This is a genomic window from Acidocella aminolytica 101 = DSM 11237, assembly GCF_900129125.1.
Classification (GTDB): domain Bacteria; phylum Pseudomonadota; class Alphaproteobacteria; order Acetobacterales; family Acetobacteraceae; genus Acidocella; species Acidocella aminolytica.
The window spans coordinates 1-26,549 of record NZ_FQVJ01000028.1; the positions used below are offsets into that span (position 1 = coordinate 1).

Annotated in this window: 29 protein-coding genes and 1 pseudogene; 17 read left to right on the top strand and 13 right to left on the bottom strand. The window is 58.6% G+C overall.

From position 1 onward, the window contains the following. From BUB54_RS21180 to BUB54_RS13870, 5 genes and pseudogenes are all read right to left on the bottom strand, one after another. A pseudogene (locus BUB54_RS21180) lies at nt 1-185 on the bottom strand (IS4 family transposase); the annotation flags it as partial. After that, nucleotides 169-396, bottom strand: a complete 228-nt coding sequence (locus BUB54_RS13860; RefSeq protein WP_073211587.1) for a hypothetical protein — start codon at nt 394-396, stop codon at nt 169-171. The pseudogene BUB54_RS21180 and the gene BUB54_RS13860, both read right to left, overlap by 17 nt. A gap of 528 nt (nt 397-924) precedes the next feature. Further along, nucleotides 925-1,248 carry a hypothetical protein gene (locus BUB54_RS20335; RefSeq protein WP_139284915.1) on the bottom strand — a complete coding sequence of 108 codons (324 nt, stop codon included), beginning with the start codon at nt 1,246-1,248 and terminating at the stop codon, nt 925-927. Between the two features lie 549 nt (nt 1,249-1,797). Next, complete coding sequence (locus tag BUB54_RS13865) at nt 1,798-2,949, bottom strand: acyl-CoA dehydrogenase family protein (RefSeq protein ID WP_048879370.1); 1,152 nt, start codon at nt 2,947-2,949, stop codon at nt 1,798-1,800. Then, complete coding sequence (locus tag BUB54_RS13870) at nt 2,946-4,160, bottom strand: CaiB/BaiF CoA transferase family protein (RefSeq protein WP_048879369.1); 1,215 nt, start codon at nt 4,158-4,160, stop codon at nt 2,946-2,948. Before BUB54_RS13870 ends, BUB54_RS13865 begins: the two co-directional genes overlap by 4 nt. A gap of 112 nt (nt 4,161-4,272) precedes the next feature. On the opposite strand from BUB54_RS13870, the gene BUB54_RS13875 reads away from it, so the two are divergent. From BUB54_RS13875 to minE, 4 genes are all read left to right on the top strand, one after another. Further along, nucleotides 4,273-5,163, top strand: coding sequence for a LysR family transcriptional regulator (locus tag BUB54_RS13875; protein ID WP_264797849.1), 891 nt, complete (start codon nt 4,273-4,275; stop codon nt 5,161-5,163). A 308-nt stretch (nt 5,164-5,471) separates the two neighbouring features. Next, nucleotides 5,472-6,191: a septum site-determining protein MinC gene (gene minC / locus BUB54_RS13880; RefSeq protein WP_048879367.1), complete on the top strand. Its 720-nt coding sequence runs from the start codon at nt 5,472-5,474 to the stop codon at nt 6,189-6,191. A 37-nt stretch (nt 6,192-6,228) separates the two neighbouring features. Beyond that, the gene (gene minD / locus BUB54_RS13885) at nt 6,229-7,050 is read left to right on the top strand and encodes a septum site-determining protein MinD (RefSeq protein ID WP_048879366.1); all 822 of its coding nucleotides are present in this window, start codon (nt 6,229-6,231) and stop codon (nt 7,048-7,050) included. After that, nucleotides 7,047-7,310 (top strand): cell division topological specificity factor MinE, encoded by a 264-nt coding sequence (minE, locus tag BUB54_RS13890; RefSeq protein ID WP_048879365.1) that lies wholly within the window; start codon nt 7,047-7,049, stop codon nt 7,308-7,310. The genes minD and minE overlap by 4 nt, the downstream gene beginning before the upstream one ends. A 1-nt stretch (nt 7,311) precedes the next feature. Here the strand turns inward: minE and rdgB are convergent, their stop codons facing one another. After that, nucleotides 7,312-7,890: an RdgB/HAM1 family non-canonical purine NTP pyrophosphatase gene (rdgB, locus tag BUB54_RS13895; RefSeq protein WP_048879364.1), complete on the bottom strand. Its 579-nt coding sequence runs from the start codon at nt 7,888-7,890 to the stop codon at nt 7,312-7,314. Further along, nucleotides 7,887-8,474: a YqgE/AlgH family protein gene (locus BUB54_RS13900; protein WP_048879363.1), complete on the bottom strand. Its 588-nt coding sequence runs from the start codon at nt 8,472-8,474 to the stop codon at nt 7,887-7,889. Before BUB54_RS13900 ends, rdgB begins: the two co-directional genes overlap by 4 nt. A gap of 120 nt (nt 8,475-8,594) precedes the next feature. On the opposite strand from BUB54_RS13900, the gene BUB54_RS13905 reads away from it, so the two are divergent. The 5 genes from BUB54_RS13905 (at nt 8,595) to BUB54_RS13925 (ending at nt 13,717) form a co-directional block, all read left to right on the top strand. Beyond that, a complete protein-coding gene (locus BUB54_RS13905; protein WP_048879377.1) occupies nt 8,595-9,074 on the top strand; it encodes a peroxiredoxin in 480 nt (159 codons plus the stop codon). Between the two features lie 64 nt (nt 9,075-9,138). Next, nucleotides 9,139-10,161, top strand: a complete 1,023-nt coding sequence (locus BUB54_RS13910) for a glycosyltransferase (RefSeq protein WP_241869401.1) — start codon at nt 9,139-9,141, stop codon at nt 10,159-10,161. Between the two features lies 1 nt (nt 10,162). Continuing rightward, nucleotides 10,163-11,536 (top strand): glycosyltransferase family 39 protein, encoded by a 1,374-nt coding sequence (locus tag BUB54_RS13915; protein ID WP_048879361.1) that lies wholly within the window; start codon nt 10,163-10,165, stop codon nt 11,534-11,536. Then, on the top strand, nt 11,533-12,489 hold the full coding sequence (locus BUB54_RS13920; protein ID WP_048879360.1) for a threonine ammonia-lyase: 957 nt from the start codon (nt 11,533-11,535) through the stop codon (nt 12,487-12,489). Before BUB54_RS13915 ends, BUB54_RS13920 begins: the two co-directional genes overlap by 4 nt. A 199-nt stretch (nt 12,490-12,688) precedes the next feature. Further along, a complete protein-coding gene (locus BUB54_RS13925; protein WP_082075692.1) occupies nt 12,689-13,717 on the top strand; it encodes a Hint domain-containing protein in 1,029 nt (342 codons plus the stop codon). A 41-nt stretch (nt 13,718-13,758) separates the two neighbouring features. Here BUB54_RS13925 and BUB54_RS13930 read toward each other — a convergent pair whose 3' ends face one another. Continuing rightward, nucleotides 13,759-14,934: an acyltransferase family protein gene (locus BUB54_RS13930; protein WP_048879359.1), complete on the bottom strand. Its 1,176-nt coding sequence runs from the start codon at nt 14,932-14,934 to the stop codon at nt 13,759-13,761. A gap of 124 nt (nt 14,935-15,058) precedes the next feature. Continuing rightward, nucleotides 15,059-15,961 carry a branched-chain amino acid aminotransferase gene (locus BUB54_RS13935; RefSeq protein ID WP_048879358.1) on the bottom strand — a complete coding sequence of 301 codons (903 nt, stop codon included), beginning with the start codon at nt 15,959-15,961 and terminating at the stop codon, nt 15,059-15,061. A 107-nt stretch (nt 15,962-16,068) separates the two neighbouring features. Between BUB54_RS13935 and BUB54_RS13940 the strand changes: the two genes are divergently transcribed. The 5 genes from BUB54_RS13940 to BUB54_RS13960 all read left to right on the top strand — a co-directional run bounded on the left by BUB54_RS13940 (nt 16,069) and on the right by BUB54_RS13960 (nt 20,061). After that, complete coding sequence (locus tag BUB54_RS13940) at nt 16,069-16,644, top strand: MarR family winged helix-turn-helix transcriptional regulator (RefSeq protein WP_082075691.1); 576 nt, start codon at nt 16,069-16,071, stop codon at nt 16,642-16,644. Between the two features lie 8 nt (nt 16,645-16,652). Next, a complete protein-coding gene (locus tag BUB54_RS13945) occupies nt 16,653-17,363 on the top strand; it encodes a response regulator transcription factor (RefSeq protein WP_048879357.1) in 711 nt (236 codons plus the stop codon). After that, nucleotides 17,360-18,685, top strand: a complete 1,326-nt coding sequence (locus BUB54_RS13950; RefSeq protein ID WP_241869399.1) for an ATP-binding protein — start codon at nt 17,360-17,362, stop codon at nt 18,683-18,685. Before BUB54_RS13945 ends, BUB54_RS13950 begins: the two co-directional genes overlap by 4 nt. Before the next feature lie 365 nt (nt 18,686-19,050). Beyond that, on the top strand, nt 19,051-19,401 hold the full coding sequence (locus BUB54_RS20340; RefSeq protein WP_139284917.1) for a c-type cytochrome: 351 nt from the start codon (nt 19,051-19,053) through the stop codon (nt 19,399-19,401). A 3-nt stretch (nt 19,402-19,404) separates the two neighbouring features. Next, entirely contained in the window at nt 19,405-20,061 is a 657-nt protein-coding gene (locus tag BUB54_RS13960) for an SCO family protein (RefSeq protein WP_073211818.1), read from the top strand. 153 nt (nt 20,062-20,214) lie between these two features. On the opposite strand, the gene BUB54_RS13965 is transcribed toward BUB54_RS13960, so the two are convergent. Beyond that, complete coding sequence (locus tag BUB54_RS13965) at nt 20,215-21,162, bottom strand: LysR family transcriptional regulator (RefSeq protein WP_048879354.1); 948 nt, start codon at nt 21,160-21,162, stop codon at nt 20,215-20,217. Between the two features lie 128 nt (nt 21,163-21,290). On the opposite strand from BUB54_RS13965, the gene BUB54_RS13970 reads away from it, so the two are divergent. Beyond that, entirely contained in the window at nt 21,291-21,722 is a 432-nt protein-coding gene (locus BUB54_RS13970; RefSeq protein WP_048879353.1) for a DoxX family protein, read from the top strand. 84 nt (nt 21,723-21,806) lie between these two features. Next, nucleotides 21,807-22,511 (top strand): pirin family protein, encoded by a 705-nt coding sequence (locus BUB54_RS13975; protein ID WP_048879352.1) that lies wholly within the window; start codon nt 21,807-21,809, stop codon nt 22,509-22,511. Nucleotides 22,512-22,646: 135 nt separating this feature from the next. Here BUB54_RS13975 and BUB54_RS13980 read toward each other — a convergent pair whose 3' ends face one another. The 3 genes from BUB54_RS13980 to BUB54_RS13990 form a co-directional block, all read right to left on the bottom strand. Further along, a complete protein-coding gene (locus tag BUB54_RS13980; protein WP_048879351.1) occupies nt 22,647-23,702 on the bottom strand; it encodes an aldo/keto reductase in 1,056 nt (351 codons plus the stop codon). 30 nt (nt 23,703-23,732) lie between these two features. Further along, a complete protein-coding gene (locus BUB54_RS13985; RefSeq protein ID WP_048879350.1) occupies nt 23,733-24,731 on the bottom strand; it encodes an aldo/keto reductase in 999 nt (332 codons plus the stop codon). A gap of 143 nt (nt 24,732-24,874) precedes the next feature. Further along, nucleotides 24,875-25,306 (bottom strand): cupin domain-containing protein, encoded by a 432-nt coding sequence (locus BUB54_RS13990; RefSeq protein WP_048879349.1) that lies wholly within the window; start codon nt 25,304-25,306, stop codon nt 24,875-24,877. A 123-nt stretch (nt 25,307-25,429) separates the two neighbouring features. On the opposite strand from BUB54_RS13990, the gene BUB54_RS13995 reads away from it, so the two are divergent. Then, entirely contained in the window at nt 25,430-26,329 is a 900-nt protein-coding gene (locus tag BUB54_RS13995) for a LysR family transcriptional regulator (RefSeq protein WP_048879348.1), read from the top strand. Nucleotides 26,330-26,549 lie beyond the last annotated feature (220 nt).

The following is a 26,549-nucleotide window of genomic DNA, read 5'->3' on the forward strand; positions in this document are numbered from 1 at the left end:
TCATAGAGATCGCTTTCCCGGTCCGACACGACCGTGATGCGTCGAGCCTTGCCAAGCGTATCGCTGGCACATCTTACGCCATTCAGCCATTTCCGGGATTCCTTTTGCTCCAGCGGCCGCCTGGCGTGGTGCAATTCATTTTGCTTGTCGCGGTTCCACAGGGCAAAATCAGCAAGCCCCCACAAGTTCACCGCTCATGGCATCAACCACCAGCACGGGATGGAGCAGGACCCCACCCAGAAAGCCGCCACGGCCAACTGGGCCAAAGCCCGCCTGACGGACCTTCGGCCCGCCCAGCACAATCTCGCTGGTGTCTTGGATGGCCAGAATATCGCGCCCCGCGACACGCCCTGCGGTTCTCTCCGCCGCAGCCGCACTCAAGGCGGCCACAGTCACTGCCGGATCGCGCAAAAACCGACCAAAGCCTACCTCGCCTCGTCGCTGGCCGCATGACAATTCCAGGATACAGGAGCCCGGATGGGCAACCAGCGCCGCATGACACCAGGCCCCCTTTTTTCCAAACGCAAGTCACCAAACCCGCCAACCGAAAGCCGTCTCACGTCAATGTCGCTGATGCCCATACAAACCTCCCGAGCAAATCAGCGACCAGTGAATCAGCTCTTCGGCGCTACCTCAAGACGCTAAGAGATGTGTGCATCAGATAGCGTTAAAAACGGGGGGATTACCGGATCACACTCGCTCAGAAACTGAAGCTGGCCGCGTGAGTTCTACCAAGAAGCTCTGTTAAAAATAGAAGGATTGCAGTCCAGGACCCAGAGGCGCCTCGCATAGGAAACCAGCAAGAACTTTCTTCTAAAACCAAAAAGACAAAGCCGTCACCTGCTCGAGGGAAGCTTAGAACCCACACACGGAAAATGATTGCTAAACCTGATTAGCTTCAGCTTCTATAGACTACCGCCCCCCTCAGTCGGTACGACTTTCGCTGATCGCCTGCTTTAAAGAACCCGGGTCAACGACAGACTGCCAATATAACGCATCACAACTCACGCCAGACGGGAGGTCGGGGAATTTTCTCGCTGCAAGTTCTCGAGCAACTTCTCCTCCAAAAGCCCGTGCAAAGCCTGTAATAAGGGCTTCGCCAAAATTGTTTCCACCGCTTTCATTTTGATTTTCGAGAGCCACAGCACGAAGAGCTAGAGCTGAACAAGAATCAGGTGCTCCTTCAAGAAGCTGCGGGACCCAGAAGAAAGTCGCTGCGACAATAGCAGCCAGAATAATGAATTTCATAGAAAATCTTTCTTCAAAAACAAGCCAGTCCCGCCGCGATCAGCCAAGTGGCTAAAATTCGCTCCGCTCATCCCGATATAAAGTATGCATTTCCGCCACACCTGTTAGAACCTGATCAACAAAAAGAAGGGTAAATGATCTTCTTCTCGTGGCAATACCCGACGGCTCGAAATGACCTATTAACTTCATCGTGACGCGGCTAAATGCTAGCAGGAAATCCTAGCAGTGGCGCTCGGATCCGAGCGGATCAATCTACTGCCCAAATCTGCTACTCACTAAGTTTGTAATCACTTCCCTGTCTACGAGTGCATGAGCCAAAACCTTTGCAATGCTCAAAGAGCATCCTGCTCCAGTCGATTGGGGGCACCAGCAAAAAACTCTGCGGCGCGAACGCCACACAAGGCACGGCGAAGATAAAGCCAGCCATGGCAGCACCTTTGAGCAAGAGGGGATTCAAGCATGTCGGCCATCGAGGCGTCCAGGGACATCGAGCTGTCACTACGGACTGATGGCCCCCGCTACTCCACGAGGACTGCGATCGATCAGCATTCACTGATTGATCAAGTGCCTAGCAATGATAGTCCTCTGAACCTCGGAAGATCCCTCATAAATGCGCATAATTCGCAAATCACGAACATGCCGTTCCAACGGGAGATCCCGGACAAAACCGTAGCCGCCGTGTATCTGTAAAGCGGTATCGGCGATACGTCCTGCGGCTTCGGCGGCGAAAAGTTTTGCCATAGAGGCTTCTTGAGAGAAACGAATGCCCTGGGCGCGCTTGGCGGCGGCATCCTCCGTCAGCAGCCGGGCAGCGCGCAACTGCGTGGCCATATCGGCTAGCATCCATTGTATGCCCTGATAACCAGCCAGCGGCTGACCGCCAATCATGCGCTGTTTCACCCAGCCCAGCGCCGCGTCCAGCGCAGACTGCGCGATGCCCAGGCACATGCTGGCCACTTCCACGCGGCCATTATCCAACACCTTCATGGCAGTACGAAAGCCGCTACCTTCCTGACCGATGCGGTTTTCCGCCGGAATTTCACAATCGAAAGATAGTTCGAATACATGGCCGCCACGCAGCCCCATGGTTCTCTCGGGCTGGCTCGCAATGAGGCCGGGCGTATTCTGCTCCACCAGGAAGGCGCTGATGCCCTTATGCCCCGCCGAAGCATCAGTAATGGCGAAAACGACGATGAAGTCAGCTACCGCTCCGTTGGAGATGAAATGCTTCACACCGGAAACATGATAGCCGGAGTCGGTTTTCCTGGCGGTGCAGCGCATATCCACGGGGTTGGAACCAGCGCGGGGTTCCGTGAGCGCGAACGCGCCAAGCACCTCGCCTGTGGAGGCTTTGGGCAGGATACGTGCGCGCAGGGCATCATCTCCACCGAGCAGGATGGCGTCCGTCGCCAGGAAATGCGCGGTGAGGGCAGAGGCGGTTGAGGCACATCCCGCTGCCACAGCCTCGACACAAGCGGAAAGGGCCAGAGCCGAGAGCCCCGGCCCGCCCCATTGCTCAGGCAGATTGATGCCCAGCACGCCGATTTCGGCCAATGCGTGAAGCTGAGCGGCAGGGAAACTGGAGGTTTCATCCACGGTGGCGGCCTCGGGCGCCAGAATTTTTTCCGCGACGCGGCGCACGGTCTCGATGGCTGCAAGATCCATTTCGTTCAGCCCAGCGGGCAAGGGAGTGTTGTTCATGGATGACCCTTTCCTGAGATGACGCAAGCTTCCGAGAGGGCAGCGATGTCCACATCTTCCAGGGCCAGCCAGCTTTTGAGGATTTGCGCGTTATGCTGGCCGAGCGCCGGGGCTGGGCGCTGGCCGCCGCGCGCCAGCCCGATGAAATGCACTGGCTGCTCCATGGTATGAATGACACCGAGTGTGGGGTGCTGCATTGCGGGCAACAGCCGGCGCGCCTGCACTTGCGGGCTGGAGAATGCATCCGCCGCCTCGGCGATAGCTGAAGCGGGCACGCCGTCTTGCATCAGCCGCTCCACCGCCTGAGAGACGGTCAGGCCAGACAACCATGCTTCGATGCGGGCGCGTAGCTCCGGCTCATGGCTGGTGCGCAGCTCATCCGTAGCAAAATTCGGGTCGGCGGCCAGTTCTGGCTGGCCCATGCAAGCGGCCAGGCGTTCGAATTGCGGGGCGTTGAGGACGCAGATGACAAGATGCCCATCCTGGGCGCGGTATGTGCCGAACGGCGTGGAAAGCGGATGCCGATTACCCACACGGCTGGGGGCAGAAGCGCCGAACATCCATTGTGCCACGGCGGTGGGCAGCAGGGCGATCAGGCTGTCCAGCATCGCCACATCCAGCCGCCGCCCCTGGCCGGTGCGACCGCGCTCCACCAACGCTGCCAAAATCGCCCAGGAGGCAAAGAGTCCGGCGGCGAGATCGCCGATCGACTCGCCAATTTTCATAGGCGCGCCATCGGGCTCACCGGTCAGCGCCATGAGGCCGGACATTGCCTGGGCCACGAGGTCGAAGGCCGGAAGTCTAGCCTGCGGACCGGTCTGGCCGAAACCAGAGATGCTAGCGTAGATGAGTTTTGGGTTTGCGGCCATTAGCGCCTCAGCTCCCAGTCCGAGCCGTTCCGCCACACCGGGACGGAAATTCTCCACCACCACATCGGCCTGCAACGCGAGACGTTTGGCGATCTTCCGCGCCGCCGGTTGCTTCATATCCAGTGCGACTCCTTGCTTGTTACGATTAACAAGCTGGAAGAGTGCACTCTCGCCACCTTGGAACGGACCGACATGCCGATATTCATCGCCCTGCGGCGCTTCGACCTTGACAATCTCAGCTCCCAGATCGGCGAGCAGAGCTGTGCAATAAGGACCAGAGAGAACCCTTGTGAAATCGAGAATCTTGATGCCGGTTAAAGGGCCAGGCGGTGCGGGCTGCATATCTGCCTCCGGAAAGGAATTCCCATTGCTTAAGAGCAGAGCCGCCTATAGAAAAAATATTAAATTTAAATTCTGACTATAGGCTGTAGCTATACGCATCACGACGCGCCACATACGGGTATTTTTAGCGGTGGCCGAGTCCGGCAGCACGGCAGCGGCTGCACGGGCACTCAATCTGTCCCAACCCTCTGTGTCGGTGGCATTGAAAGAGCTGGAGCAGACATTGGGCCAGAAGCTGTTTCAGCGGCTCTCAGCAAAGGGTATGGCACCCACCGCCTTTGGACTGCGCAAATTGGGGCAGGCCCGCCAGATTGCCGCACGGCTTGCATCCTTCCAGCAAGGGGACGCGATGGATGAAGATCCATCTGGATCCGTCGCGTTTGGCTATTTCTCGACGCTGGGCCCGCAATATGTACCGGCGGTACTGCGACTGATGGCAAAGCGCCACCCTCACGTGGAAGTGACGTTGCAAGAAGCGGACCTAGCGGAGCTAAACAAGCTGACAGAAAGCGGAAGGATCGAGTTGGCTCTTTCCTACGCAGTAGAGGCGCCCCCGCGCGCGGCGATCGAAGTGATCGGAGAGTTGACGCCTTACGCCTTGCTGCCAGCTGACCATCCACTGGCACGGGAGGAGGCCGTATCCATCGCGGCGCTCGCTCAGCAGAAATTGATCTTGATTGACCTGCCGCTCAGCCGGGACTTTCTGCTTTCGGTTTTTCGGGCTGAAGGGGTAGAGCCACAAGTCGCGTATAGGACGACTTCACTCGATATGGCGTTTGGCATGGTTGCCAACGGGTTGGGCGTTTCTGTCCTGGTTACACGGCAGGCGGGGGGCTTGGCGTATGATGGCCGGAGCGTCGTAAGGCGTAGACTGCAAGACTCCAGGATTCGCCAAAAATTGATCATCCAGCGTCCCGACTGGGCTGTTCCAACGACGCCCTTACTTGCCCTTTCACGCTGCATCAGGGAGATCGCTCAATCCGATGGGGGGCATCCACTATGAGCATCAGTGGATAATCGTTTCGACCAGATCTCCATCAGCCTCGGGACCCGCATTAAGACGAGACACAGTTTTTAATAGTAAAAATCTTTATTAATTCCATATATTTAGTGGTGAATTCCATATATAAATATTGCAATGGTAAGCTATGCGACGCCTTGTGATAAAGGTGCCGACCCTACCATCACTTAATCCACGATCGCTTGACCGGCCACGCGCACGCCATGCATAACGCTTGCTTGACGACACGTAATTAGGCAGAAACATTCCAGGCGTAATGAAGACGATTTCAGACTTGCCCACGGCCGGACATGGCTAGCGCTTCCACCGCCTTGCCACAACTAAGGGTACGCGGCCGCAATTTCATGGCCCTCATTCTAGTGCCCGAGGCGCCTGTCAGTGCTTGGCTTTCTGCGCTCGACGCGCAAATGGAGCGTGCCGCCGGATATTTTGCCCAAAAGCCGGTGGTCGTGAATTTTTCCGCTCTGGCAGATGACGCGACCGACCCTACCGCCTTACTCTATGCATTGGATATGCGTGGCCTCGCCATCATCAGCGTGGAAGGGCTGGACCGTTCCCGCCTATCCGGTACCCGCTTCGAGACCCTGCCGGATTTACGCCAGAAGGCCGATAATGAGGAGCCGCTTGGCCGTGAACTGGCGCTACCGGAGGAAGTTCCCCGCGCCGAACCTGTTCCAGCCGTTACCTCGCTACTAATCGACCGCCCCGTGCGATCCGGGCAATCGATCATATTTGAACATGGCGATGTCACCATTCTCGGCGCCTTGTCTTCCGGAGCTGAGGTCATCGCAGGCGGCTCCGTGCATGTTTACGGCCCCTTGCGCGGCCGTGTCATCGCGGGTGTAAAATCCGGCGCCAAAGCGCGCATTTTCTGCCGAAAGCTGGGCGCTGAGCTGGCGGCGATCGACGGCGTTTACAGCACCGCCGATGATTGGAACAAAACATACGATAATTGCGCCGTACAAATCTGGCTCAGCGGCGGAGCCCTGAAAATTTCCGCGTTAGGTTGAGACATTTTACCGCCAAACAGGCAAGGAGTTCGCATTGATGCCCAAAGTCATGGTGGTTACATCCGGTAAGGGTGGCGTGGGCAAAACCACAAGCACTGCCTCTCTTGGTGCGGCCCTGGCCCAGAGCGGGCAAAGCGTCGTGCTCGTCGATTTCGATGTCGGCCTGCGTAATCTCGACTTGGTGATGGGCGCGGAGCGCCGGGTAGTGTTCGACCTTGTGAACGTCGTGCAAGGCGATGCCAAGCTACCCCAGGCGCTGATTCGCGATAAGCGCATCGACACACTCACCCTGCTCCCCGCCTCGCAAACCCGAGACAAAGACGCACTGACCGAAGAGGGCGTGAAAAACGTCATCGAGGAGCTAAAAGAGAAATTCGACTGGATCATCTGCGACAGCCCCGCCGGGATCGAAAAAGGCGCCCAGCTCGCTATGCGTTTCGCGGATATGGCGGTGATCGTCACCAACCCGGAAGTCTCCTCTGTCCGCGACTCAGACCGCATCATCGGTATGCTGGACTCCAAGACCTTACGCGCCGAAAACGGCGACACGTTCGAGAAGCATCTGCTGCTCACCCGCTATAACGCCGCCCGCGCGGCCCGGGGCGAGATGATGAATGTGCAGGACGTGCTGGAAATTCTGGCCATCCCACTGCTCGGCATCGTGCCGGAGAGCAACGACGTGCTCACCGCCTCCAATGTCGGCTGCCCCGTTACCCTGAACACCCCCGACTCCATGGCCGCAAAAGCCTATTCCGATGCCGCCCGCCGCCTGCGCGGCGAAAAGCTGGAAATCGTGGAACCCATGGAGCGCAAAGGTTTCATGAGCCGCCTGTTCGGGCGGAAGGCGGCCACGGCATGAGCCTGTTCAGCTTTTTCACCCGGTCCCGCTCCGCACCGGTCGCCCGCGACCGATTGCAGATTTTGCTGGCGCACGAGCGCAGCCTGTCCGGCCAGTCTGATCTCATAGCCGTTCTGCGGGAGGAAATTCTGGCCGTCATCGCCAAACACGTTTCCATTGACCGCGACAAGGTGAATGTGAAGCTCGAATGCGGCGATCAGGTTTCAACGCTGGAGGTCAATGTCGAAGTCATTGACCAACCCAAGTCCGCACCCAACTAGCCTATTTCGCCTCGGCCAACAAAACCGCTCTAACCTGCTCAAACGCGCGGGCGCGGTGGCTGATTGCCTCCTTTGCCTCGCCCATCTCGGCAAAGGTCCTATCGTACCCGTTGGGGATAAAAATCGGATCATAGCCGAACCCAGCCTCGCCGCGCGGCTCCGACGCAATGCGCCCCAGCACCTCGCCAATATAAGTGGCCGTTGAACCATCCGGCTGCGCCAGGCAGAGCGCGCAGGTGAACCACGCCACCCAATTCTCCTTGGCCTTCGCCGCAGCGATAATTTTAGCAAAAGCTGCTGGATAATCATCTGCCGCATACCGGGCGGAAAACACCCCCGGCTGGCCGTTCAGCGCCGAAACGGACAATCCAGAATCATCCGCCAACGCTGGCAGGCCGCTGGCTTTGGCCGCCGTAACAGCCTTGATTCGGGCGTTACCTGCAAAATCCCGTGCGGTTTCAGAGGGTTCCGGCAATCCCAGTGCAGCGGAGGATGTCAGCTCATACCCCAAAGGCGTTAGGAGCGGCAGAAATTCCTTGAGCTTACCCGGATTATGAGAAGCAATTACGAGCTTATTCATGCGCGCCCCGCATCGCCCGAAAGCATGCCGGGGTCAATCTTCAATTTCGCGAGCGCCCTCTGCCATTTGGTCTGGCAGTCCGCGTCGAACAATATTTCGTCATCCGCTTCGGCCGTCAGCCAGCTATTCTGCTGGATCTCTTCTTCAAGCTGGCCGCTGCCCCAACCTGCATAGCCCAATAGCAGCCGCGCCTTTTCAGGCCCGCCGCCGGAGGCCACGGCCTGCAGCACCTCCATGCTGGCGGTCAGCACACGCGCACCATCCACATTCAAGCTGCCTTCACCAACCCAGTCGGCGGAATGTAGCACAAAACCGCGATGATCCTCCACCGGCCCCCCCTGCCCCATAGCCAGCACACGCTGGGGCGGGTTGGGCTCAACACTGAGCTGGAGCATCAAATCCTCAAATTTGGGTTTGCGTAACATACGGTTCAGCACCAGCCCCATCGCGCCATCCTGATTATGGGCGCAGATATAGATCACGCTTTGTGAAAATCGCGGATCGCGCAAGGCGGGCATCGCGAGCAGCATCTGGCCGGTCAGCCAGCCCGGCTGCGGGGGATCTGAAATAACTTGCGCCGTCATTGCCCCACTATAATTCAGCCACCCAGCACTCGACCAGCCCATAGCTTTTCGGGGGAGGGTTCAATCACGCGCCGTAGCAGGCTATGAAGCCTGACAGATTTCACTACGCATAGGCAGATGATGATCAAAGTTGGCGACAAAATTCCGGCGCAAAAGCTAATGCTGGCCACACCGGATGGCCCGCGCGAAGTGGATACAGCGGAATTGCTGGGCACCGGTAAGGTGGTCCTGTTCGCCGTGCCGGGGGCGTTCACCCCCACCTGCAGCGCCAAACACGTGCCTGGCTTCGTGAAGCTGGCGCCGGAGCTAAAGGACAAAGGCGTGGCCAAAATCGTTTGCCTGGCCGTCAATGACGCCTTCGTGCTCGGCGCTTGGGCCAAGGACCAGAAAGCGGGCGAGACCGTGCAGTTCCTGGCCGACGGTTCCGCCGCCTTCACCAAGGCGCTAGGGCTGGAACTCGACCTTACGGCACGCGGCATGGGCATCCGCAGCCAGCGTTTCGCGTTGATTATCGAGGACGGCATCGTGACCAAGGTCGCTGTTGAGGAGCCCGGCGGATTCGAAGTCAGCCGCGCCGAAGCGATTCTCGAAGCTCTCTAATTCCGTGGCCCTCGCCCTCACGGTCGTTGTACCGTGCTTTAATGAGCGCGCGAACGTGGCCCCCATGGTCGCCGCGCTGGACAAGGCGTTGGCAGGTCTAGCCTGGGAAGTCGTGTTCGTTGATGACGACAGCCCGGACGGCACCAGCGCCGAAGCCAAGCGCCTTGCCGAGAGCGACCCGCGGGTGCGTTGCATCCGCCGGATCGGGCGACGCGGCCTGTCCTCGGCGGTGATTGAGGGCGCGCTCGCCTCCGCCGCCGAACATGTCGCCGTTATCGACGGCGACATGCAGCATGACGAAACCCGCCTGCCCTTAATGCTGGAGGCAGTGCGCAACGGCGCCGACATGGCCGTGGGCAGCCGCCACGTGGAAGGTGGCGATTCATCCGGCCTATCCTCCCCTTTGCGAGTCAAGCTGTCCGAAACTGGCATCCGTATCGCCCAGACGGTCACCCGCACTTCTATCTCAGACCCGATGAGCGGCTTTTTTCTGCTGCGCCGGGAGCTGTTTGACGCGCTGGCGGCGCGGCTGACCGGCCAGGGGTTCAAGATCCTACTGGACCTCATTCTCGCCTCCCCGCGCATACTCACGATCGCGGAAATCCCTTATAAATTTCGCCCCCGTCTGGCGGGGGAGAGCAAGCTGGACGTACTGGTGCTGGCGCAATTCGCCGGACTGCTGCTGGACAAGGCACTGCGCGGCATGGTCCCACTGCGCTTCATCTCCTTCGCACTGGTCGGCATGATCGGCGTGGCGGTAAACCTCATCGTGCTGCAACTCGCCACCGCCGCCGGAGCGGATTTCGGCAAGGCGCAAACCATCGGCACCATCGTGGCCATGGTGGCAAATTTCCAGCTCAACAACCAGCTTACTTACCGGGCGCAGCGCCTCAAGGGCCACAAAGCTTGGCGCGGCTTGGCCTTGTTCATGGTCGTTTGCGGATTGGGCGCGATCGCCAATATTGGCATCGCCAAGGCGCTCTACGCTGAAAACGGGCTCAGCCTGTTCTCCGGCGCGGCGGGCGCTGCTGTCGGCGTGGTGTGGAACTATGCGGTCTCCGCCACCCTGGTCTGGCGCGTGCGTTAACATGGTCGGGCCAATCGTCGCACTCCTGGCGCTCACGGCGCTGCGTTTGGCCCTGGCCGCCATCCTGCCGCTGACGCCGGATGAAACCTATTACTTCACCTGGGCGCAGCATTTACAGGCCGGCTATCTCGACCATCCGCCGATGGTGGCGCTGTGGATCAAGCTTGGCACCACCCTGCTCGGCAATAACGCGCTGGGCATCCGGCTGTTCGGCCCGCTGGCCGCCGCCCTCGGCTCGGTGGCGCTTTATGACGCGGGTAACCGGCTGCTGCCCGGCCAGCGTCTGGGCCTGCCCGCCGCCGCCTTCCTCAACGCTACACTGATGCTAGGGGCAGGCAGCATTTTAATGACGCCCGACACCCCACTGCTGTTCTTCTGGACACTCGGCGTCTGGGCGCTGGTGCGGCTGGCGCAGTCTGGCAATGCCCGCTGGTGGCTGGCGGCGGGGGCCATAGCGGGGCTGGCCTTGCTCTCCAAATATACGGCCGCCTTGCTTCTGGCGGGCGCCGGGCTTTGGGCTCTCACCTGCAAGCCCATCCGCGCGCAACTCCGCACTCCGTGGCCCTGGGCGGGCATCGCGCTCGCATTCCTGGTTTTCGGGCCGGATATCGCCTGGAACGCCAACCATGGCTGGGCTAGCTACCTCAAGCAAGGCAGCCGGGTGGATGGGTTTGACCCCGCCCGCGCCCTTCAGTTTTTTGGCGAGCTGATTGGCGGACAATCTCTGCTACTCACCCCGCTGGTCGCCATTCTGGCGGTATGGGGGCTTTGGCGATTAAGGCGCATCCCAGCCCCCAGCGCCCGGCTGCTGTTCTGGCTGACCTTGGTGCCTGCCGTCATCTTCCTGGAACACACCCTCACCAACCGGGTGGAAAGCAACTGGCCCGCCATTCTCTACCCCTCCGCCTGCCTGGCCGCCGCCGTGCCACGCCGCTGGTTCCGCCCTGCCCTGGCAGTTGGGTTTGGCATCACTGGGCTGGTTTATCTGCAAGCCGTCACCGGCTTCATCCCCATTTCGCCGAAGCGTGACACCGCCGCCCTGCAAATGGCGGGCTGGCAACGTTTCGCCCAGCAAGCCGCCGCCACGCATCCGGCGTTTCTAACCTCGGATGATTACGCGACCGCATCCGAGCTGGCGTTCTACGCCCCCAAGTCAGTGGCCGTCCTGGGCTTCACACCCCGCTGGACCTATTTCAACTGGCCTGTCATCCCGGCACGGGGCGAAACCGGCCTGCTCATCACCCGCCGCTCGGACACACCTTGCCCGAATGAAATCGGCACCATCACCCGTAAGCGTGGCCACGAGCCGGTCATGCTCTATAAAGTCTGCCAGATCACCGCCGCTACCGCCGCCAAGGACTTTCCACGCCCATGAACCAGCGCCTGCCCACGCCGCAGGATGTTCATACCGCCGCAGCCCGCCTGACGGGCTGCATTGTCCGCACGCCCATGCTGCGCAACGCCATGCTGGACGCAGCCACCGGCGCCACCGTGCTGGTTAAGCCGGAGGTTCTGCAACGCACGGGCAGCTTTAAATTGCGCGGCGCCACCAATGCGCTGCTCTGTCTTCCGGAAGCCACACGGGCGCGCGGCGTGGTCGCTTATTCCTCCGGCAACCACGCGCAAGGCGTTGCCTGCGCGGCTGCCAGCTTCGGCGTACCCGCCACGATCATCATGCCGTCGGATGCCCCGGCGATCAAACGCGACTCCACTGCCTTCTGGGGCGCGAAGATCATTCCCTATGACAGGTTCACGGAAAACCGCGAGGCCATCGCCGCCGCTGTCGCCGCTGAAACTGGCGCCACGCTGATCCCGCCTTATGACCACCCGGACATTATCGCCGGCCAAGGCACAGCGGCTCTGGAACTCGCCATGGACGCCGCCACCGCCGGGCTCACGCTTGACCTGTTCATCGCGCCGGCGGGGGGCGGCGGCTTGATGGCAGGTAGCGCCCTGGCGCTTTCTGATGTTTCACCCAGCACCAGCCTGCACACCGCTGAACCCGAAGGCTGGGACGACACCGCCCGCTCCCTCGCAACGGGCGAACGGCTGCGGAACGATATGAACGGCTCGCCATTCTGCGATGCTCTGCTCTCCCCCATGCCTGGTGCGCTGACATTCGCGATAAACCAACGTCTCGTCACCTCTGGCTTCACGGTCAGCGACGTTGAGGTCCGCGCTGCGCAAAAATTTGCTGCCCGCACACTTAAGCTGGTGACCGAGCCCGGCGGCGCGGTGGCGCTGGCGGCGCTGCTCTCCGGCAAAGCGACGTTACACGGCAAGGTTGTGGGTCTTATTCTTTCAGGCGGCAACACCGAACTGGAATAGGCTCGTCACCGTCTAAGCACGCCTCATAACAAGTGAAAATATACCGGTAACGCAATTTTGATGGTAAATTAACCACAATCCGCCGAGTATTCTAAAAAAGAAACAAACCTTCGTTGAGATTTCCAATTATTTTTGTATAATATTTTCTAGATTTTTTCACATCCGCTAAAAATTTCAACCAGGGTATCGGGGACAACTAATGTCACAAACCTACACTTACACTTTCACTGATAGTGCAGGCTACACTGATACGATCAATGTAACAGTTTCAACGACGCTTCAAAAGGTTTCGAATCCGACCGGTTATAGGCAAGATAATGTCTCGGGTGAAGGTTACGCGGTAACGAGTATCTCCGGTACATTTGAAGGGCAGAAAATTGTCGGAATGGCTGGCAGCGGCGGTACAGTCCAATACGGATATTCGTCCATCTACGACAACACAATTTTTCCTAACGCCAGCTCTGGTGTTAATTCCAAACACTCTGCCTCGCCGGGCAATACGGACGGGATTGACCTTCACGGTCTCGAGTTCACAACTGCTTACAATCAATACAACCTGTTCACCTCGAAGGGCACATTTGAGCTGCTCAACGATTACAGCGGCAACACCTCCACCCTCACCCTCGACTCCACTAACGCTCCCTGCTTCTGCGCTGGCACCCTCATCAGCACTCCGAACGGCGACCGCCCCGTTGAGACTCTAGAAGCAGGCGACTTGGTGCTGACCGTTGACGGCGACGCCGTGCCCGTGCGCTGGATCGGCCGCCGCGCCGTGGAGCCCCGTTTTGCCGACCCGCTGCGCTCACAACCCATCCGCATCCGGCAAGGCGCACTCGGCAACGGCCTCCCTGCACGAGACCTACTGGTCTCCCCGGATCACGCCATGTTCCTGGACGGACTTCTGGTACAGGCCGGCGCCATGGTGAACGGAGTCAGCATCCTGCGCGAAACGCGGATGACACAGCGCTTCACCTATTACCATATCGAAACCCCCGACCATTCCCTTATCCTGGCTGAAGCCGCTCCCACCGAAACCTTTGTCGACAATGTGGACCGCATGGCCTTCGACAATTGGGCCGAATATGAGGCTTTGGACAGCGAGCGCGCACCTGTAATGGAAATGCCTTATGGCCGCGTAAAATCCGCCCGCCAGCTTCCCGTAAGGCTCCGGGCCAAGCTGAACAGCTCTGCGGTCGCTTACCAAGCGGATCTGCAAATAGCCGCTTAAATTCAGACCGGCGTTTCCCCCTCTGTGAAACGCCGGTCCTTTCAGGCCATCGCAGCCCTGCGCGTAAAGGGGCGGGTAAGTCGGGATAGCAACCCAGTCCAATGCCGGTCCACCCAGACCAGCGGCAGCGCGCACAGCACGGTCAGCAAAATGGAGCTGACCGCCGCCGTCAGCGCGGCACCGGCCATGCCCAACCTGCCCACCTCATCCATGAACGCGACAGACCCGGCGGAAAGCAAAATCGGCCCGTGCAGCAGATAAACCGGGAAAGACATTAGCCCCAGCCAGACCGCCCAACGGCCTGAAAAAACACGCCTAACCGCCGCATTGCCCAACAGCACCACAATCATCAGCGCGGCGCCCGCATCCCACACAAAATGGCAATATTTGTCCGAGAGAAACAGCTTCAGCGGCGCATGTATCAGCAAAGCCTGCTCATAGGTAAAGCTGAACAAATATAGCCCCAAGCCGCCCAGCACCCACGCGGCCTTATTGCCCAGCTCAGGCAATTTATCTTCCGCATAGAGTAAGGCCAGCACCGCCCCGGCGAGAAAATCCGAAAAAAACGTAAACGGATACGCCGTGCCGGACAGATACACCGCCAGCACCACCAGCCCTAACCGCACCCACCAGCTGCGCAAAGCAAACAACATCGGTGCTGCCAGAAAAATCGCAAAGGAGCCGAACAGTTCAATCCGCATTGTCCATAGCGGCGAGTCGAACTTCACCTCTCCTTTGGTGAACACATTCACCAGTCCTTCGCGCAGCGCCTCTTCCCATGTGAGCTGCTCCGGCCTGATTGGAGCGTTGCCATGACTGCCTAGCCAGCCCGCGCCAATAACCTGCGCCGCGTCCTTATATTCGTGCCCCGACCATGTAATCAGCACAAACGCAAACAAGCAGGCGATCACGGTCAAACCAGCCAAACGCGGCCACCGCTTTAAAACCGCCGCCAGCACGCGGGCAAAGCGTCGGTCACGCGCAAAAGGCAGGCTGAGAATAAAGCCGGACAGCACAAAAAATACCGCCACAGCCGCGCCGCCATTCAACATGCCGAGGGTGAACTGGGTCAGCACATCCAGCAGGCCATAGCCATGCGGCACCGCCCCCACCCCTTTGGGAGTGAATGCCAGCACCAGATGATAGAGAACGACGATTGCGGCGGCGATCCCCCGCAACCCTTCCAGGGGGATCAGTTTTCGCGCGTCTTCAGCCATGGGATGTAAATGGCTCTTACTCGCGAAAATTCAGCTTTCCAGCTTATGGCGTTTTCTTAAACCTTTGCGCTACCGCGCTAATAACGCAAAAAGAAAGGGGCCTTCCGGCCCCTTCACCCACGGCTCAAGCCGCGTGCTTTTCAACTTCTTCCGGCGACATCCGCACTAGTGCGGTATAGTCGTTCAGCAGCGTCTCGGTCAGCTTGCCGGGGGTATAATGGATATCCGTGCCAATCTGGCGTACCGGCGTCACTTCGGCAGCAGTGCCTGTCAGGAAACACTCGCTGAAGGAAGAAAGCTCCTCCGGCTTGATCTGCCGCTCGATCACCTCAATCCCGCGCGCCTTCGCAAGCGCAATCACCGTCTGCCGGGTGATGCCATTCAGGAAGCAATCGGTCACCGGGGTATGGATCTTGCCATCCTTCACAAAGAAGATATTTGCGCTGGTGCCCTCGGCCACAAATCCGTCCCAGGTATACATCAGCGCTTCCTCAAAACCCTCGGCCTCAGCCTTATGCTTGGAAAGCGTGCCAATCATATACAGCCCGGCGGCCTTGGAGGCGATGGGCGCGGTCTGCGGATGCGGGCGCCGCCAGTCGGATATGTTCAGGCGAATGCCCTTCATCCGGTCCGAGCCGAAATAATCCGGCCAAGTCCAACAGGCTATCATCAGGTGGACCTTGGTCTGCTGAGCAGACACCCCCAACTGCTCGGACCCGCGCCACGCCAGCGGGCGGATATAAGCGTCGGTCAAGTTGTTCGCCTTCATCGTCTCGATGCAAGCAGTATCAATCTGCTCGGCGGTGTAAGGAATCTCAAACCCGAGCAGTCGGGCGGAGGAAATCAAACGGTCCGTATGCGGGCGCAGCTTGAAAATATTGCCGCCATAGGCGCGCTCACCCTCAAATACAGCGGAAGCATAATGGAGACCATGGGTCAGTACATGAAGCTTTGCCTCACGCCAGGGAATGAGCTTACCATCCCACCAGATGAAGCCGTCGCGGTCATCGAAAGGCACGAGTGCCATGGTCAAATGTCTCCGTTTGGGTTACTGTCGCATGACAGTAAATTCTTGCGTATTAGTCAGCCGTTTTACCACTAAATTGCGGCCAACCATCGGTTATTGAAACTGCCATGCCTGATGCACCGACTCAACCCTACCTGACCAGCAAACGGGAAACCCTGACCAGCGCGCCACACGCAGCACCCGGTGCAGGCCATTTATTCTTGCGCGAAGACGAGCTGAGGCTGGCGCAAGACCTTGTATTTTTCGCCATGCGCGACCTCAACGCCCCACCCGATGCGCTGCTCGCGGAGATGGATTTCGGCCGCGCCCACCATAGGTGCCTGCACTGGATCGGCCGCCGCCCTGGCCTGAAAGTAGGTGAACTGCTGTCCATTCTCGGCATCACCAAGCAAAGCCTTACCCGCGTGCTCGGCCCACTGATCCGAGAGGGCTATGTGGAGCAGGTCCCCGGCCCCAAAGACCGGCGCCAGCGTCTCCTGAGCCTGACGGAAAAAGGCGCGACGTTGGAGCGCCAGCTGTTCGAGTCCCAGCGAGAACGCCTGCTCTCCGCTTACCGTGAAGCAGGCGGCCCAGCCGTGGAGGGCTTCAAGCGTGTCATGCGCGGGCTAATAAGCCCGCAGGGCCGCTCTTACGTTGAAACCGCTGAACAGCCACGCGCACCAAAGGCGCCCCGCTCAACCTGATCCGCCCCATGACCGATATATGTTTCACAGAAGACGCGCCGCATATCCTGCTCGTGGATGACGATGCGCGGCTGGCGGCTCTGGCGGGGCGTTATCTTTCTGAAAACGGCTTCCGCGTCACTCGCGCCGCCTCCGCCGCCGAGGCCAGGGTCAAGTTGCGCGCCATGGAATTCGACCTGATGGTGCTGGACGTGATGATGCCCGGCGAAAGCGGGCTGGACCTCACCGGCAGCCTGCGGGCGGAGCGCGCCCCAGCAATGCCCATCCTGCTGCTCACCGCGCGCGACACACCAGAGGACGTCCTGGCCGGGTTTGAAGCCGGGGCGGATGATTATCTCGGCAAGCCGTTCGACCCGCGCGTGCTCGTGGCCCGACTGCGGGCCATGCTACGCCGCGCCCAGCCACCCACCGCCACTACCGGGCCACTGAAGCTGGGCGAGGCCAGTTTTGATTCCGGGCGCGGCGAACTGATCGGCCCCAATTCTCGCATCCGCCTTACTGGGGCGGAGCTTGCCTTGCTCACCACCCTGGCAGCCCACCCGCACGAGGTATTCTCCCGCGAAGCCCTGGCCGCCACGCTAGGACTGGACGATGTGAATGAGCGCGCGATCGACGTGCAGGTCACCCGCCTGCGCCGCAAGATTGAACCCGACCCGCGCGAGCCGCGCTTTCTGCAAACCGTGCGCGGCAAAGGCTATGTGCTGAAGCCCGGGCCGTGAGACTACGCCTGGGCCCGCTGCAGCCGGAGCGGCTCATCCGTAAAATGTTGCCCCGCGGGCTGTTTGGCCGTTCGCTGCTGATTGTGCTGGTGCCCATGGTCGTGCTGCAGGGCGTGGCGCTGCAAATCTTCTACGGCTCGCACCTGGACGAACTCTCCCGCCGCCTCGCCGGGGCTGTGGCGGGCGAGATTGGCTTCATGATCGACCAGATCGACCGCGACCCCACCCGACGCACACTGGTGCTGCAGGAGGCGGACAAGCATTTCACCTTCCGCACTGTCTATCTGAAAAACGAAACGCTGCGCCATCTCCCCCCGCCCGATGCACCCGGTCCGGTGGATACCGACCTCGCCCGCGCCCTGGCGCAGGATGTGCACCGCCCCTTCAACGTCGCCTGGCACACGCATCCCGGCATTTTGCGGGTGAACATCCAGATGGCGGATGGGGTGATGAGCGTGGACGTGCCACGCAAACGCCTCTTCATCGGCACCCTATATATTTTCCTGGTCTGGCTGATCGGCTCGGCGGTGCTGCTGGCCGCGCTGGCGGCCTTGTTTCTGCGCACCCAGGTCCGCGGCATCAGACGGCTGGCGGAAGCGGCGGAGAATTTCGGCATGGGGCGGGATCACGGCCCCATCCGCCCGGAAGGCGCCATTGAGGTGCGCCGCGCCGCCACCGCCTTCAACCGTATGCGCGAACGCCTGCGGCGCTTCGTTTCTCAGCGCACCACCATGCTGGCGGGGGTTAGCCACGATTTGCGAACTCCCCTCACCCGCCTACGGCTGGCTTTGGCTATGCAGCCCAGCATCACTCCCGAGGATCTGCAGGACATGGAGAGCGACATCGCCGACATGGAACGGCTGATAGGCATTTATCTCAGCTTCGCGCGTGGCGAGGGCGCCGAGCAGGCCCTGCCCACCGATCTGCCAGACCTGCTGGACGATATCTGCGCCACCGCCCGCCGCACGGGTGCGACCATCAACCTCTCCGTTGCCGACGAGCTAACCGTAACCCTGCGCCCGGAGGCCACCCGCCGGGCTTTCACCAACCTCATCGACAACGCTCGCCGCCACGCCACGCAAATCTGGGTCAGCGCAACCCGCATCGGGGGAAGCGTGCAAATCCTCATCGACGATAACGGACCCGGCATCCCCGAACAAAAGCGCGAAACACTGCTAAAACCCTTCGAAAGCGACCATCCAGGCGGAACAGGTCTGGGCCTCTCCATCGCCCGCGACATCATCATCGCACATGGCGGCAGCATCTTGCTCCTAGACAGACCAGGTGGCGGGTTACGAGTAGTGGTTGAGCTGCCAGGGTAAGCCTGCAATATTCAAATGCAATTGGCGTTTTCGAACTCACGTTGTCGGGTATCGACGCTTACCAGAAACTCACAAACAGACATGAAACCCAGGCGACTCCATTACAGTCACGGGTAGGAAATCAGGTGCATCACCAAGCGCATCGCACAAGGGCAAATGACCCAGCTGGCATCATCGCATAGTCACTCAGACGAAGAGCCCATCAAGCTGCCGCAAAACGTGTACATCACAAATCAAAACCACAACTGCAATGCGAGGTGAAACTTGAGCCTTCCTTTTTCCAAGTAAAGTTGGACTGGTTGGCAAGCTAGACTGCTCAGCTTATCGTTGTGGGGAACGGTTTCCGGCACAATTAGGAGCATGTCATGAAACTGCTTTCAAAAAGCATATCCACGGCCATTCTAACAATCTTCCTGCCATGCGCCGCACATGCGGAATCTTGGCCACCAAACGGCCAAGCTATTGCTGAACGTGGCATTCCACCAGATGTTCCTGCATGCGCATCGTGCCACGGGGCTGGTTTCAATAGTACGCAAGACAAAGGCGCGCCAAGTCTGCAGAAGCAATCAGCTACCGATCTTATGGATCGCCTTGACGACGAAGCCACTAACCCAAAAAACACATCAGAAATGACGAATATCGCCCGACACCTCAATATGGCCCAACGCGCAGCCGTAACCGCCTACATAGCCCGTATAACGCAAAGTGAAGGGTAGCTCATGAACCTCAAGCACTATTTTCTTCGCCGTCATGTTCTTCTGGGTGCAGGAGCTCTTGGGTTTTATATAGCTCGGACAGCGCCCGCCAACGCCGCGTCGGTTGGCGACATTAACCAAACTCCCGGCCTTATTGATGTAAAAGGCCATTTGCCAAATTTGTCATTCCAAATGGAGCGGACTTCCGACGGACAATCTGTCAGCGCTGCAAATTACCAGGGAGATGTCGTGATTGTCTATTTCGGGTTTACCCGATGCACGGACACCTGCCCTCTAACTGTCATGAATGCCGCCCGCCTGATCTCTTCGCTTGATACAGTTGCCAACAGGGTCCGCTTCCTATTTGTCACAGTGGATCTTAACTACGACACCCCTGAACGTCTCAAGCGCTATCTCGCCCAGTTCGGGCCGCCACCTTATATCGATGGGCTTTACGGAACACCAACAACTTTGGATTTCTTTGCAAAGCGCTTTGGTGTATTTTTCAAGGCGCCGCGCTCACCTAACGCTCCCGACCCACAAGCAGGAATTAGACATAGTGATGCGGTTTTTCTGTTCAATCCCGCCGGGCAGGCTGTTGCCATCATCAACGATTTTGGTGATGGCAATCCTCATCTCCGCTCGCTCTCAGCCTTGGTCAAAGAGTTGCTTACCGGATAAGGGACCAATCTTGGCCTGACGTGAGAAATGATCAAGATAATGCGGCGATGATCCAGCTTGTTATTAGTCACTCTCCGCAATGGGCCTCCCCAGAACGTTACTGTAAGAGGCTGAAATCAGGTGATATTCGTCACTCTTAGTAAACGCTCTCCATCAATGTGTATCGTCTGAGATATTTTGAAGGTTTTGTTCAGCTGCCCATGCTTCTTGAGCAAAGTGGCGCCAGAGAAAGTCAATAACAGCTATAACGCGCGCTGGCCGTAAGCTGCTGGGGGGCGTCACGATGTTCAGTGTGATGAGCGGCATAGACCAATCAGTCATCACAGCCTCAAGCCGGCCTGCCGCTATGTCCTCTGCCACCATGAACTCCGGCTGCACCGCTAACCCTCGTCCGGCCAACAACATCGGTCTCAGTGCATCGGCGTTATTGACCCTCAGTGGGCCTCCCGGCATCACGTCATACTCCTCACCCCTTATGTGGCGGAACTGCCAGCGGTTGGATGAGGGCAGATAGGCATAACCGAGGCAGACATGCTGTTCGAGATCACGCGGATGTTCGGGCCGCCCTTGCCGCTCAAAATATCCTGGCGCGCCAACCAGCACACGGCGAACGCGGCAAACGCGGCGCGCCCGCAAGGCTGAATCTGGAAGAGCCGAAATTCTAATCGCGATATCAAAGCCCCCGCCTACCAGATCAACAACCTCATCGGCCAAATGCAGATCAATCAAAATATCCGGGTAAACTTCGAAAAGCTCAGGCAGGAGTGGCGCCACATGCGCAACACCGAACGACATCGGTGCCGTCAATCGAACCAGGCCACTTGGCACCGTTGCTTGCGCTGTTGCTTCCGCCTCCAGCGCCTCCCCTTCTGCCAGGATCCGGCCAGCGATCGTGGCCGCCCGGTGACCTGCTTCCGTTAAAGAAAGGCGACGGGAGGTCCGGTTTAACAAAGCCGTGCCTATCCGCACCTCAAGCCGCGCGATCGCCTTCGACACTGTCGGCTTCGACAAGCCCAGCTCATCGGCAGCGCGGGCGAAGGACCTGGTCTCCACAACTTTTGCAAAAAGGGCCCAGGCTTCTAGGTCTGGCAAGCGACGCATGGCAATTTCCAGAAACGATGAGTTTCTATTATTGCTCTTTTTTATCTCGCCTGCCAAGACGATATTCACCCCGTCGATAGATCAACAACCGGCGCGCCTAAACAGCGGCCCAATCGCGGAGAATGACCATGACAACATTTGGTGCTGACCGGCTTAAGAACGAGGCCGTCCTCGTTGCCCGTGTCCTACTCGTCGCCCTGTTTCTTATTTTTGGGTGGGGCAAACTCATGAACTATGCCGGAACGGTGAGCTATATGGCCCAAACCGGCGTGCCCCTGCCATCGCTGGCGGCTCTTATCGCGATTACGATGGAATGCCTTGTGTCGAGTGCGATCGTCATTGGCTTCTTCACACGCCCGCTCGCCCTCCTCATGGGTGGCTACACGCTCGCAACCGGCTTTCTGGCTCATCACTACTGGACGATGACCGGCATGGCCCATTTTGAAAATGAGATAAACTTCTACAAAAATGTCAGCATCGCAGGCGGCTTTCTGCTGCTCTACATTATCGGTGCGGGCAAGTACTCGCTCGATGCGGCGATCGGCCTCGAAGCAAAGTAAGACACGTCTTCGTGGTGGAACCCACTGCCGAAGGCAGCACTCACAAGCCCTCTCAGCCTCCCCTCAAAAAAGGAGACCCAACACATGATTGATATTCGCCCTTATTCCAGCCTGGGTGGCAGTCACGAAGGCTGGCTTGATACCCGCCATCACTTTTCCTTTGCCAACTATCATGATCCAAATCGGATCCATTGGGGGGCGCTGCGCGTCTGGAACGATGATGAGATCGCCTCGCAAAGCGGCTTTCCTCCCCATCCACATGCCAATATGGAAATCATCACCTATGTCCGCCAAGGTGCGATCACACACCAGGATAGTCTCGGCAACCATGGTCGTACCGAAGCCGGAGACGTACAGGTCATGAGCGCTGGAAGCGGGATCCGTCATTCGGAATATAATTTTGAGGCCGAAGCCACAAAGATTTTCCAGATCTGGATTATCCCGGAAGGCCATGGCGGCGCCCCGTCATGGGGGACCAAACCGTTCCCAAAAGCTCAGCGTGCTGGTCATTTTGTAACTCTCGCAAGCGGTATCGCCGGTGATACAGATGCACTGCCAATCCGTGCGAATGCGCGCGTGGTCGGCGCGACATTAAAGGCCGGTCAAACAGTCGAATACAGGCTCCAGCCAAGCCGAAAAGCATATCTCGTTCCCGCGGCCGGCGTGGTTGACGTTAACGGTATTCCTCTTGCCGCCAGAGACGGCGCAGCCGTGCAGGATGAAGATCTAATCATCATCCACGCGATTGAAGACGCCGAGGTGGTCTTGGTGGATACTAACGATATCTGATCTCGACTCTAAATCCGGCATCTCCTGGCCAAGGAGGTGCCGGAAATCAACAAACAACTCTGTATATGATGCCAACGGCAGGTTGCAGTTTCCTATCAGGGAAGTAGCTAACCGGCTCGGAGACTTTCAAGCTAACTACGTCAGATGCGGGCCGATCAAAGCCAGATCAGCCTGTGAGAGCCTTTCAGAAGCCGTGGCCTTCTGGTGCCAGTACGGGTAGAGTAGCGGTGGCCTGCTGACCTTTTCCAACGTCGCAATTTCGCTTGGTGCCAACACCAGCTCGGCGGCACGAAGATTGTCTGCGAGTTGCGCTTCAGTGCGCGCGCCAACAATCACGCTGGCGACACCAGGGCGCGTCAGCAGCCAAGCCAACGCAACCTGCGCTGGCGTCACGCCACGCGCTTCAGCGATCTCCACGAGCTTTTCAATAGTGTCGTACAATGCCTCGACATCGCGGACCGGCGGCTCCTGCCATTGCGCGGCACGGCGTGTTCCTTCAGGTTCCGGCTTACCGCGCCGATATTTACCTGACAGCAGCCCGCCCGCCAAAGGCGACCAGATTACCGCGCCCACCCCCTGGTCAACAGCAATGGGTAGCAGCTCGTACTCGGCATCCCTTGCCTGCAGACTATAGTAAATTTGCTGCGCGATCGGCCGCGTCAGCCCTTTTGCTTCTGCCATGCCAAGCATCTTCATCACATGCCAGCCCGAGAAATTAGATACACCGACATAGCCGATCTTCCCGGCACGGGTCAGATCGTCCAGCGCGCGAAGAATTTCCTCTACCGGCGTCAGCCCGTCCCATTCGTGGCACCAATAGAGATCGATATGGTCGGTCCCCAGGCGCCTTAGACTATCCTCACAGGCGCGGATAAGATGCTGACGGGAAAGCCCCCGATCGTTCGGCCCCTTCTCTCTCATGGGAAACCGAGCCTTGGTCGCGAGTAGCAACTTGTTGCGTCGGCCGGCGATGGCTTGACCGATGATCTCTTCCGAAGCTCCATTGGAGTAAATATCCGCCGTATCCAGCATATTCACCCCGGCCTCCAGGCTCATATCAATCTGGCGACGAGCCTCCTCAATGCCAGTATTGCCAACCTTGGCGAAATTACCCTGTCCTCCGAAGGTCATTGTGCCCAGAATGAGCGTGGATACTTTCAGGCCGGACTGGCCCAGCAAACGATATTCCATCTCGTTTCTCCTTGAATCGAACAGCTGAGCTTAGACTAGTTCCGGGCGCTTCAATGGTGGTGCCATGAATTCCGGCCCTACCGGGCTCCTGATGCAGCGCGTCAGAACATCCTCAATCTCCATCTTGCCTTCAGCATCCAGCGTCCAGCCCATCGCATCCGGCACAGGGTCAAGCTGTCCGGGATGACGCGCCCCCCACAGCGCGACGGTCGGGCCTTGGTCTAGCACCCAACGCAGCGCCAGCGCCAATACTGATTTACCATAGCGCCGCCATGCCAACTCGCGCAGTTCCTCCACCGCGCGTAGATATTGCGTGAAGTGCTCACCGTTAAACTTTGGATCGTAGCGCCGAAGATCATCGCCCTCGAAAACCGTATCCGCCAGCATCCGCCCACTGAGCAGGCCGCGGCAAAGCGCTCCATAGCTCAGCACGGTAAGGCCGGTTCTAGTCGCGTAGGGTAGTTCAGACGTCTCGATCCCACGTTCGAAAAGATTATAAGGTGGCTGCACCGCGTCCAGCCGCGCCACAGCGCGGAACGCATCCATCTGCGAGGGTGAAAAATTACTGACGCCGATGGATAATATCTTGCCCTCCTGCCGCAGCGTCTCCAGTGTTTCGGCGGTTTCCTCGAGCGGGGTTTCGAGGTCCGGCCAATGCACCTGATAGAGGTCGATCCGATCTGTGCGCAGACGGCGTAGCGAGTCCTCGAGATCCTGCCGGATACGGGTCCCACGCCCATCGCGGAACACCTTGCCGTCCTTCCAGGCAAGCCCAAGCTTGGTCGCAAGCTGCACTTTATCCCGCAGCCCGCCCTCTTTAATGGCCTTGCCAACAATTTCCTCCGACCGACCAAAGCCATAGACTGGGGCCGTGTCGATCAAGGTGATGCCGCGCGCTACCGCGCTCTGGATGGTGGCAATGGATTCCGCCTCATCGGTGCCGCCCCACATCCAGCCACCAATTGCCCAGGTGCCAAGCCCAATACGCGATGTGACAACAGCGCTGTTGCCGATAGTGATGGTTTCCATAATCCACTCCGGTCCAATTGAGTTCGGGCGCGAAGGCGTAGCCAACGCTATGAAGAGTTCCAGTACTCAAAATAAACGCCAGCACTACAGTTTCCACTCAGTTTCGTTGAGCCTTGTTCATCAAAGCGTTGAACAAATGCACTTCAGCCCCCCTGTCCTCCATAATCCGCGAGATGCGTGACAAATGCCCTGGCGGGCGTTGGCAGAGGGTCGACAAAATACACGTCCTGCGGAAAGCGGCGTGGTGTATCAACGGTGAGGAAAATCACTGGCGAGCCAGGCACAGGCATAATGGCATGCACCGTTTCACGTAGAAAAGTCACCATCTGTCCCGCGCGCAACCGTTTTGGAGAATCGTTGGCGATGATGAAATCCACCTCGCCCTCGAGTAGCAGCAGATGCTCGTCGCATGTGCGGTGATAATGGCGCGGCAGCGGATGATAGAGCCGAAAAAGCCGAGCGCTGGCAGAATCATGGTCAGAGAGATAAGCGTCAACGATCATCGAATCTGCTGCAGCCGGAAAGCCAGATATGATTTCAGCCAGATCGAAAAAATGATAGCCAGTGGTCTGCATGTCTTATTCCTCTGCGTTTTGGCGTTGGCTAATTTTCATAGGCGCTGAGGCTAGGTTACGCTATGCAAAGAGCCTAAAATTGACTCAAGGCGACCTTGACCATTAATCAACCAAATAAAGGCCATGCTGAATCGCTTCGATCTACCCGACTTACAAATCTTCGCCACTATCGTGCGGCATCGTAGCTTCAAGCGCGCGGCCATAGAATTGGGGGTGACAACGTCAGCACTCAGCCATGCAATGCGCAAGCTGGAGACGAAAATGGGGGTGCGGCTTTTGCACCGTACCAGCCGAACAGTGATGCCCACCGCGCCAGGAGCGCTTCTCGCTGAACGGCTGGAGCAAGGATTCGATCTGATTGGCGCGGCGCTGTCGAGCATAGAGAGCTACCGTCAGAATCCATCAGGCTCTTTGCGCATTAATTTGCCGCAGGACGCCGCACGACTGCTGCTCTGGCCAATACTGGCTTCGTTCTCAGCACAATACCCGCAAGTAGCCCTCACCCTAAGCGTGGAGGACAGGCCAGTGGACATCATCGCCGAAGGCTTCGACGCGGGCATACGCTATGGTGGCACCGTGCCGCAGGACATGGTGGCCGTACCGCTGACCCATCCGCTGCGCTGGGTTGTGGTTGGCTCACCAAGCTTTTTGACCAAGCACGGGCGACCAGAAAACCCTCAAGATCTGACACGCCTGCCCTGCATCGGCGTGCGCCTCGGCAACAACACGGCCTACAAATGGGAGTTGGGAGACGGGGAGCATCAGGTCCGGCTTGATGTAACCGGACCGTTAGGGGTAAACCATACCGAAACAACAATAGCCGCCGCGATCGATGGGCTCGGTTTAGCCTATGTGCTGGAGCGGCGGGTGAGAGAAGAGCTCGAGCGCGGCGAGCTGGAGGTCGTGCTACCGGATTGGGCTTCTACTGGCCCAGGATTCTACGCCTATTTCGCCAGCAGGCGGCAAAATGAACCAGGACTAAGACCGCTTATCGAAACGATCCGCATGCGTGAAGGATTATAAATCAACGTCGACTAGTCCCGTTACAGAACCTATTCACGACAGCCACCGATCCACACTTTCCTTTCTTATCCTTTAGACAAAAAGCAGCCGCAACAATCACAAAAATTTTTTCCGATAGTATCCCTTCATCAACTTGATATCCTGCACGACACATCTGAGAAACACTAACAAAGCCGCACTTTCTAAGCCGCTTGCCAACTCGTTTAAATCCTATTTCTTC

What these genes read in the sequence shown, in the direction of transcription:
- BUB54_RS13910 (WP_241869401.1), top strand. Translation starts at nt 9,139, where the DNA reads ATGGTCGCCGCGCTGGACAAGGCGTTGGCAGGTCTAGCCTGGGAAGTC.
- BUB54_RS13865 (WP_048879370.1), bottom strand. Translation starts at nt 2,949, where the DNA reads ATGAACAACACTCCCTTGCCCGCTGGGCTGAACGAAATGGATCTTGCA.
- BUB54_RS13990 (WP_048879349.1), bottom strand. Translation starts at nt 25,306, where the DNA reads ATGCAGACCACTGGCTATCATTTTTTCGATCTGGCTGAAATCATATCT.
- BUB54_RS13985 (WP_048879350.1), bottom strand. Translation starts at nt 24,731, where the DNA reads ATGGAAACCATCACTATCGGCAACAGCGCTGTTGTCACATCGCGTATT.
- BUB54_RS13930 (WP_048879359.1), bottom strand. Translation starts at nt 14,934, where the DNA reads ATGGCTGAAGACGCGCGAAAACTGATCCCCCTGGAAGGGTTGCGGGGG.
- BUB54_RS13960 (WP_073211818.1), top strand. Translation starts at nt 19,405, where the DNA reads ATGAACCTCAAGCACTATTTTCTTCGCCGTCATGTTCTTCTGGGTGCA.
- BUB54_RS13945 (WP_048879357.1), top strand. Translation starts at nt 16,653, where the DNA reads ATGACCGATATATGTTTCACAGAAGACGCGCCGCATATCCTGCTCGTG.
- BUB54_RS13940 (WP_082075691.1), top strand. Translation starts at nt 16,069, where the DNA reads ATGCCTGATGCACCGACTCAACCCTACCTGACCAGCAAACGGGAAACC.
- BUB54_RS13935 (WP_048879358.1), bottom strand. Translation starts at nt 15,961, where the DNA reads ATGGCACTCGTGCCTTTCGATGACCGCGACGGCTTCATCTGGTGGGAT.
- BUB54_RS20335 (WP_139284915.1), bottom strand. Translation starts at nt 1,248, where the DNA reads ATGAAATTCATTATTCTGGCTGCTATTGTCGCAGCGACTTTCTTCTGG.
- minC (WP_048879367.1), top strand. Translation starts at nt 5,472, where the DNA reads ATGGCTAGCGCTTCCACCGCCTTGCCACAACTAAGGGTACGCGGCCGC.
- BUB54_RS13995 (WP_048879348.1), top strand. Translation starts at nt 25,430, where the DNA reads ATGCTGAATCGCTTCGATCTACCCGACTTACAAATCTTCGCCACTATC.
- BUB54_RS13905 (WP_048879377.1), top strand. Translation starts at nt 8,595, where the DNA reads ATGATCAAAGTTGGCGACAAAATTCCGGCGCAAAAGCTAATGCTGGCC.
- BUB54_RS20340 (WP_139284917.1), top strand. Translation starts at nt 19,051, where the DNA reads ATGAAACTGCTTTCAAAAAGCATATCCACGGCCATTCTAACAATCTTC.
- BUB54_RS13925 (WP_082075692.1), top strand. Translation starts at nt 12,689, where the DNA reads ATGTCACAAACCTACACTTACACTTTCACTGATAGTGCAGGCTACACT.
- rdgB (WP_048879364.1), bottom strand. Translation starts at nt 7,890, where the DNA reads ATGAATAAGCTCGTAATTGCTTCTCATAATCCGGGTAAGCTCAAGGAA.
- BUB54_RS13970 (WP_048879353.1), top strand. Translation starts at nt 21,291, where the DNA reads ATGACAACATTTGGTGCTGACCGGCTTAAGAACGAGGCCGTCCTCGTT.
- BUB54_RS13915 (WP_048879361.1), top strand. Translation starts at nt 10,163, where the DNA reads ATGGTCGGGCCAATCGTCGCACTCCTGGCGCTCACGGCGCTGCGTTTG.
- BUB54_RS13870 (WP_048879369.1), bottom strand. Translation starts at nt 4,160, where the DNA reads ATGCAGCCCGCACCGCCTGGCCCTTTAACCGGCATCAAGATTCTCGAT.
- BUB54_RS13920 (WP_048879360.1), top strand. Translation starts at nt 11,533, where the DNA reads ATGAACCAGCGCCTGCCCACGCCGCAGGATGTTCATACCGCCGCAGCC.
- BUB54_RS13975 (WP_048879352.1), top strand. Translation starts at nt 21,807, where the DNA reads ATGATTGATATTCGCCCTTATTCCAGCCTGGGTGGCAGTCACGAAGGC.
- BUB54_RS13900 (WP_048879363.1), bottom strand. Translation starts at nt 8,474, where the DNA reads ATGACGGCGCAAGTTATTTCAGATCCCCCGCAGCCGGGCTGGCTGACC.
- BUB54_RS13965 (WP_048879354.1), bottom strand. Translation starts at nt 21,162, where the DNA reads ATGCGTCGCTTGCCAGACCTAGAAGCCTGGGCCCTTTTTGCAAAAGTT.
- minE (WP_048879365.1), top strand. Translation starts at nt 7,047, where the DNA reads ATGAGCCTGTTCAGCTTTTTCACCCGGTCCCGCTCCGCACCGGTCGCC.
- minD (WP_048879366.1), top strand. Translation starts at nt 6,229, where the DNA reads ATGCCCAAAGTCATGGTGGTTACATCCGGTAAGGGTGGCGTGGGCAAA.
- BUB54_RS13980 (WP_048879351.1), bottom strand. Translation starts at nt 23,702, where the DNA reads ATGGAATATCGTTTGCTGGGCCAGTCCGGCCTGAAAGTATCCACGCTC.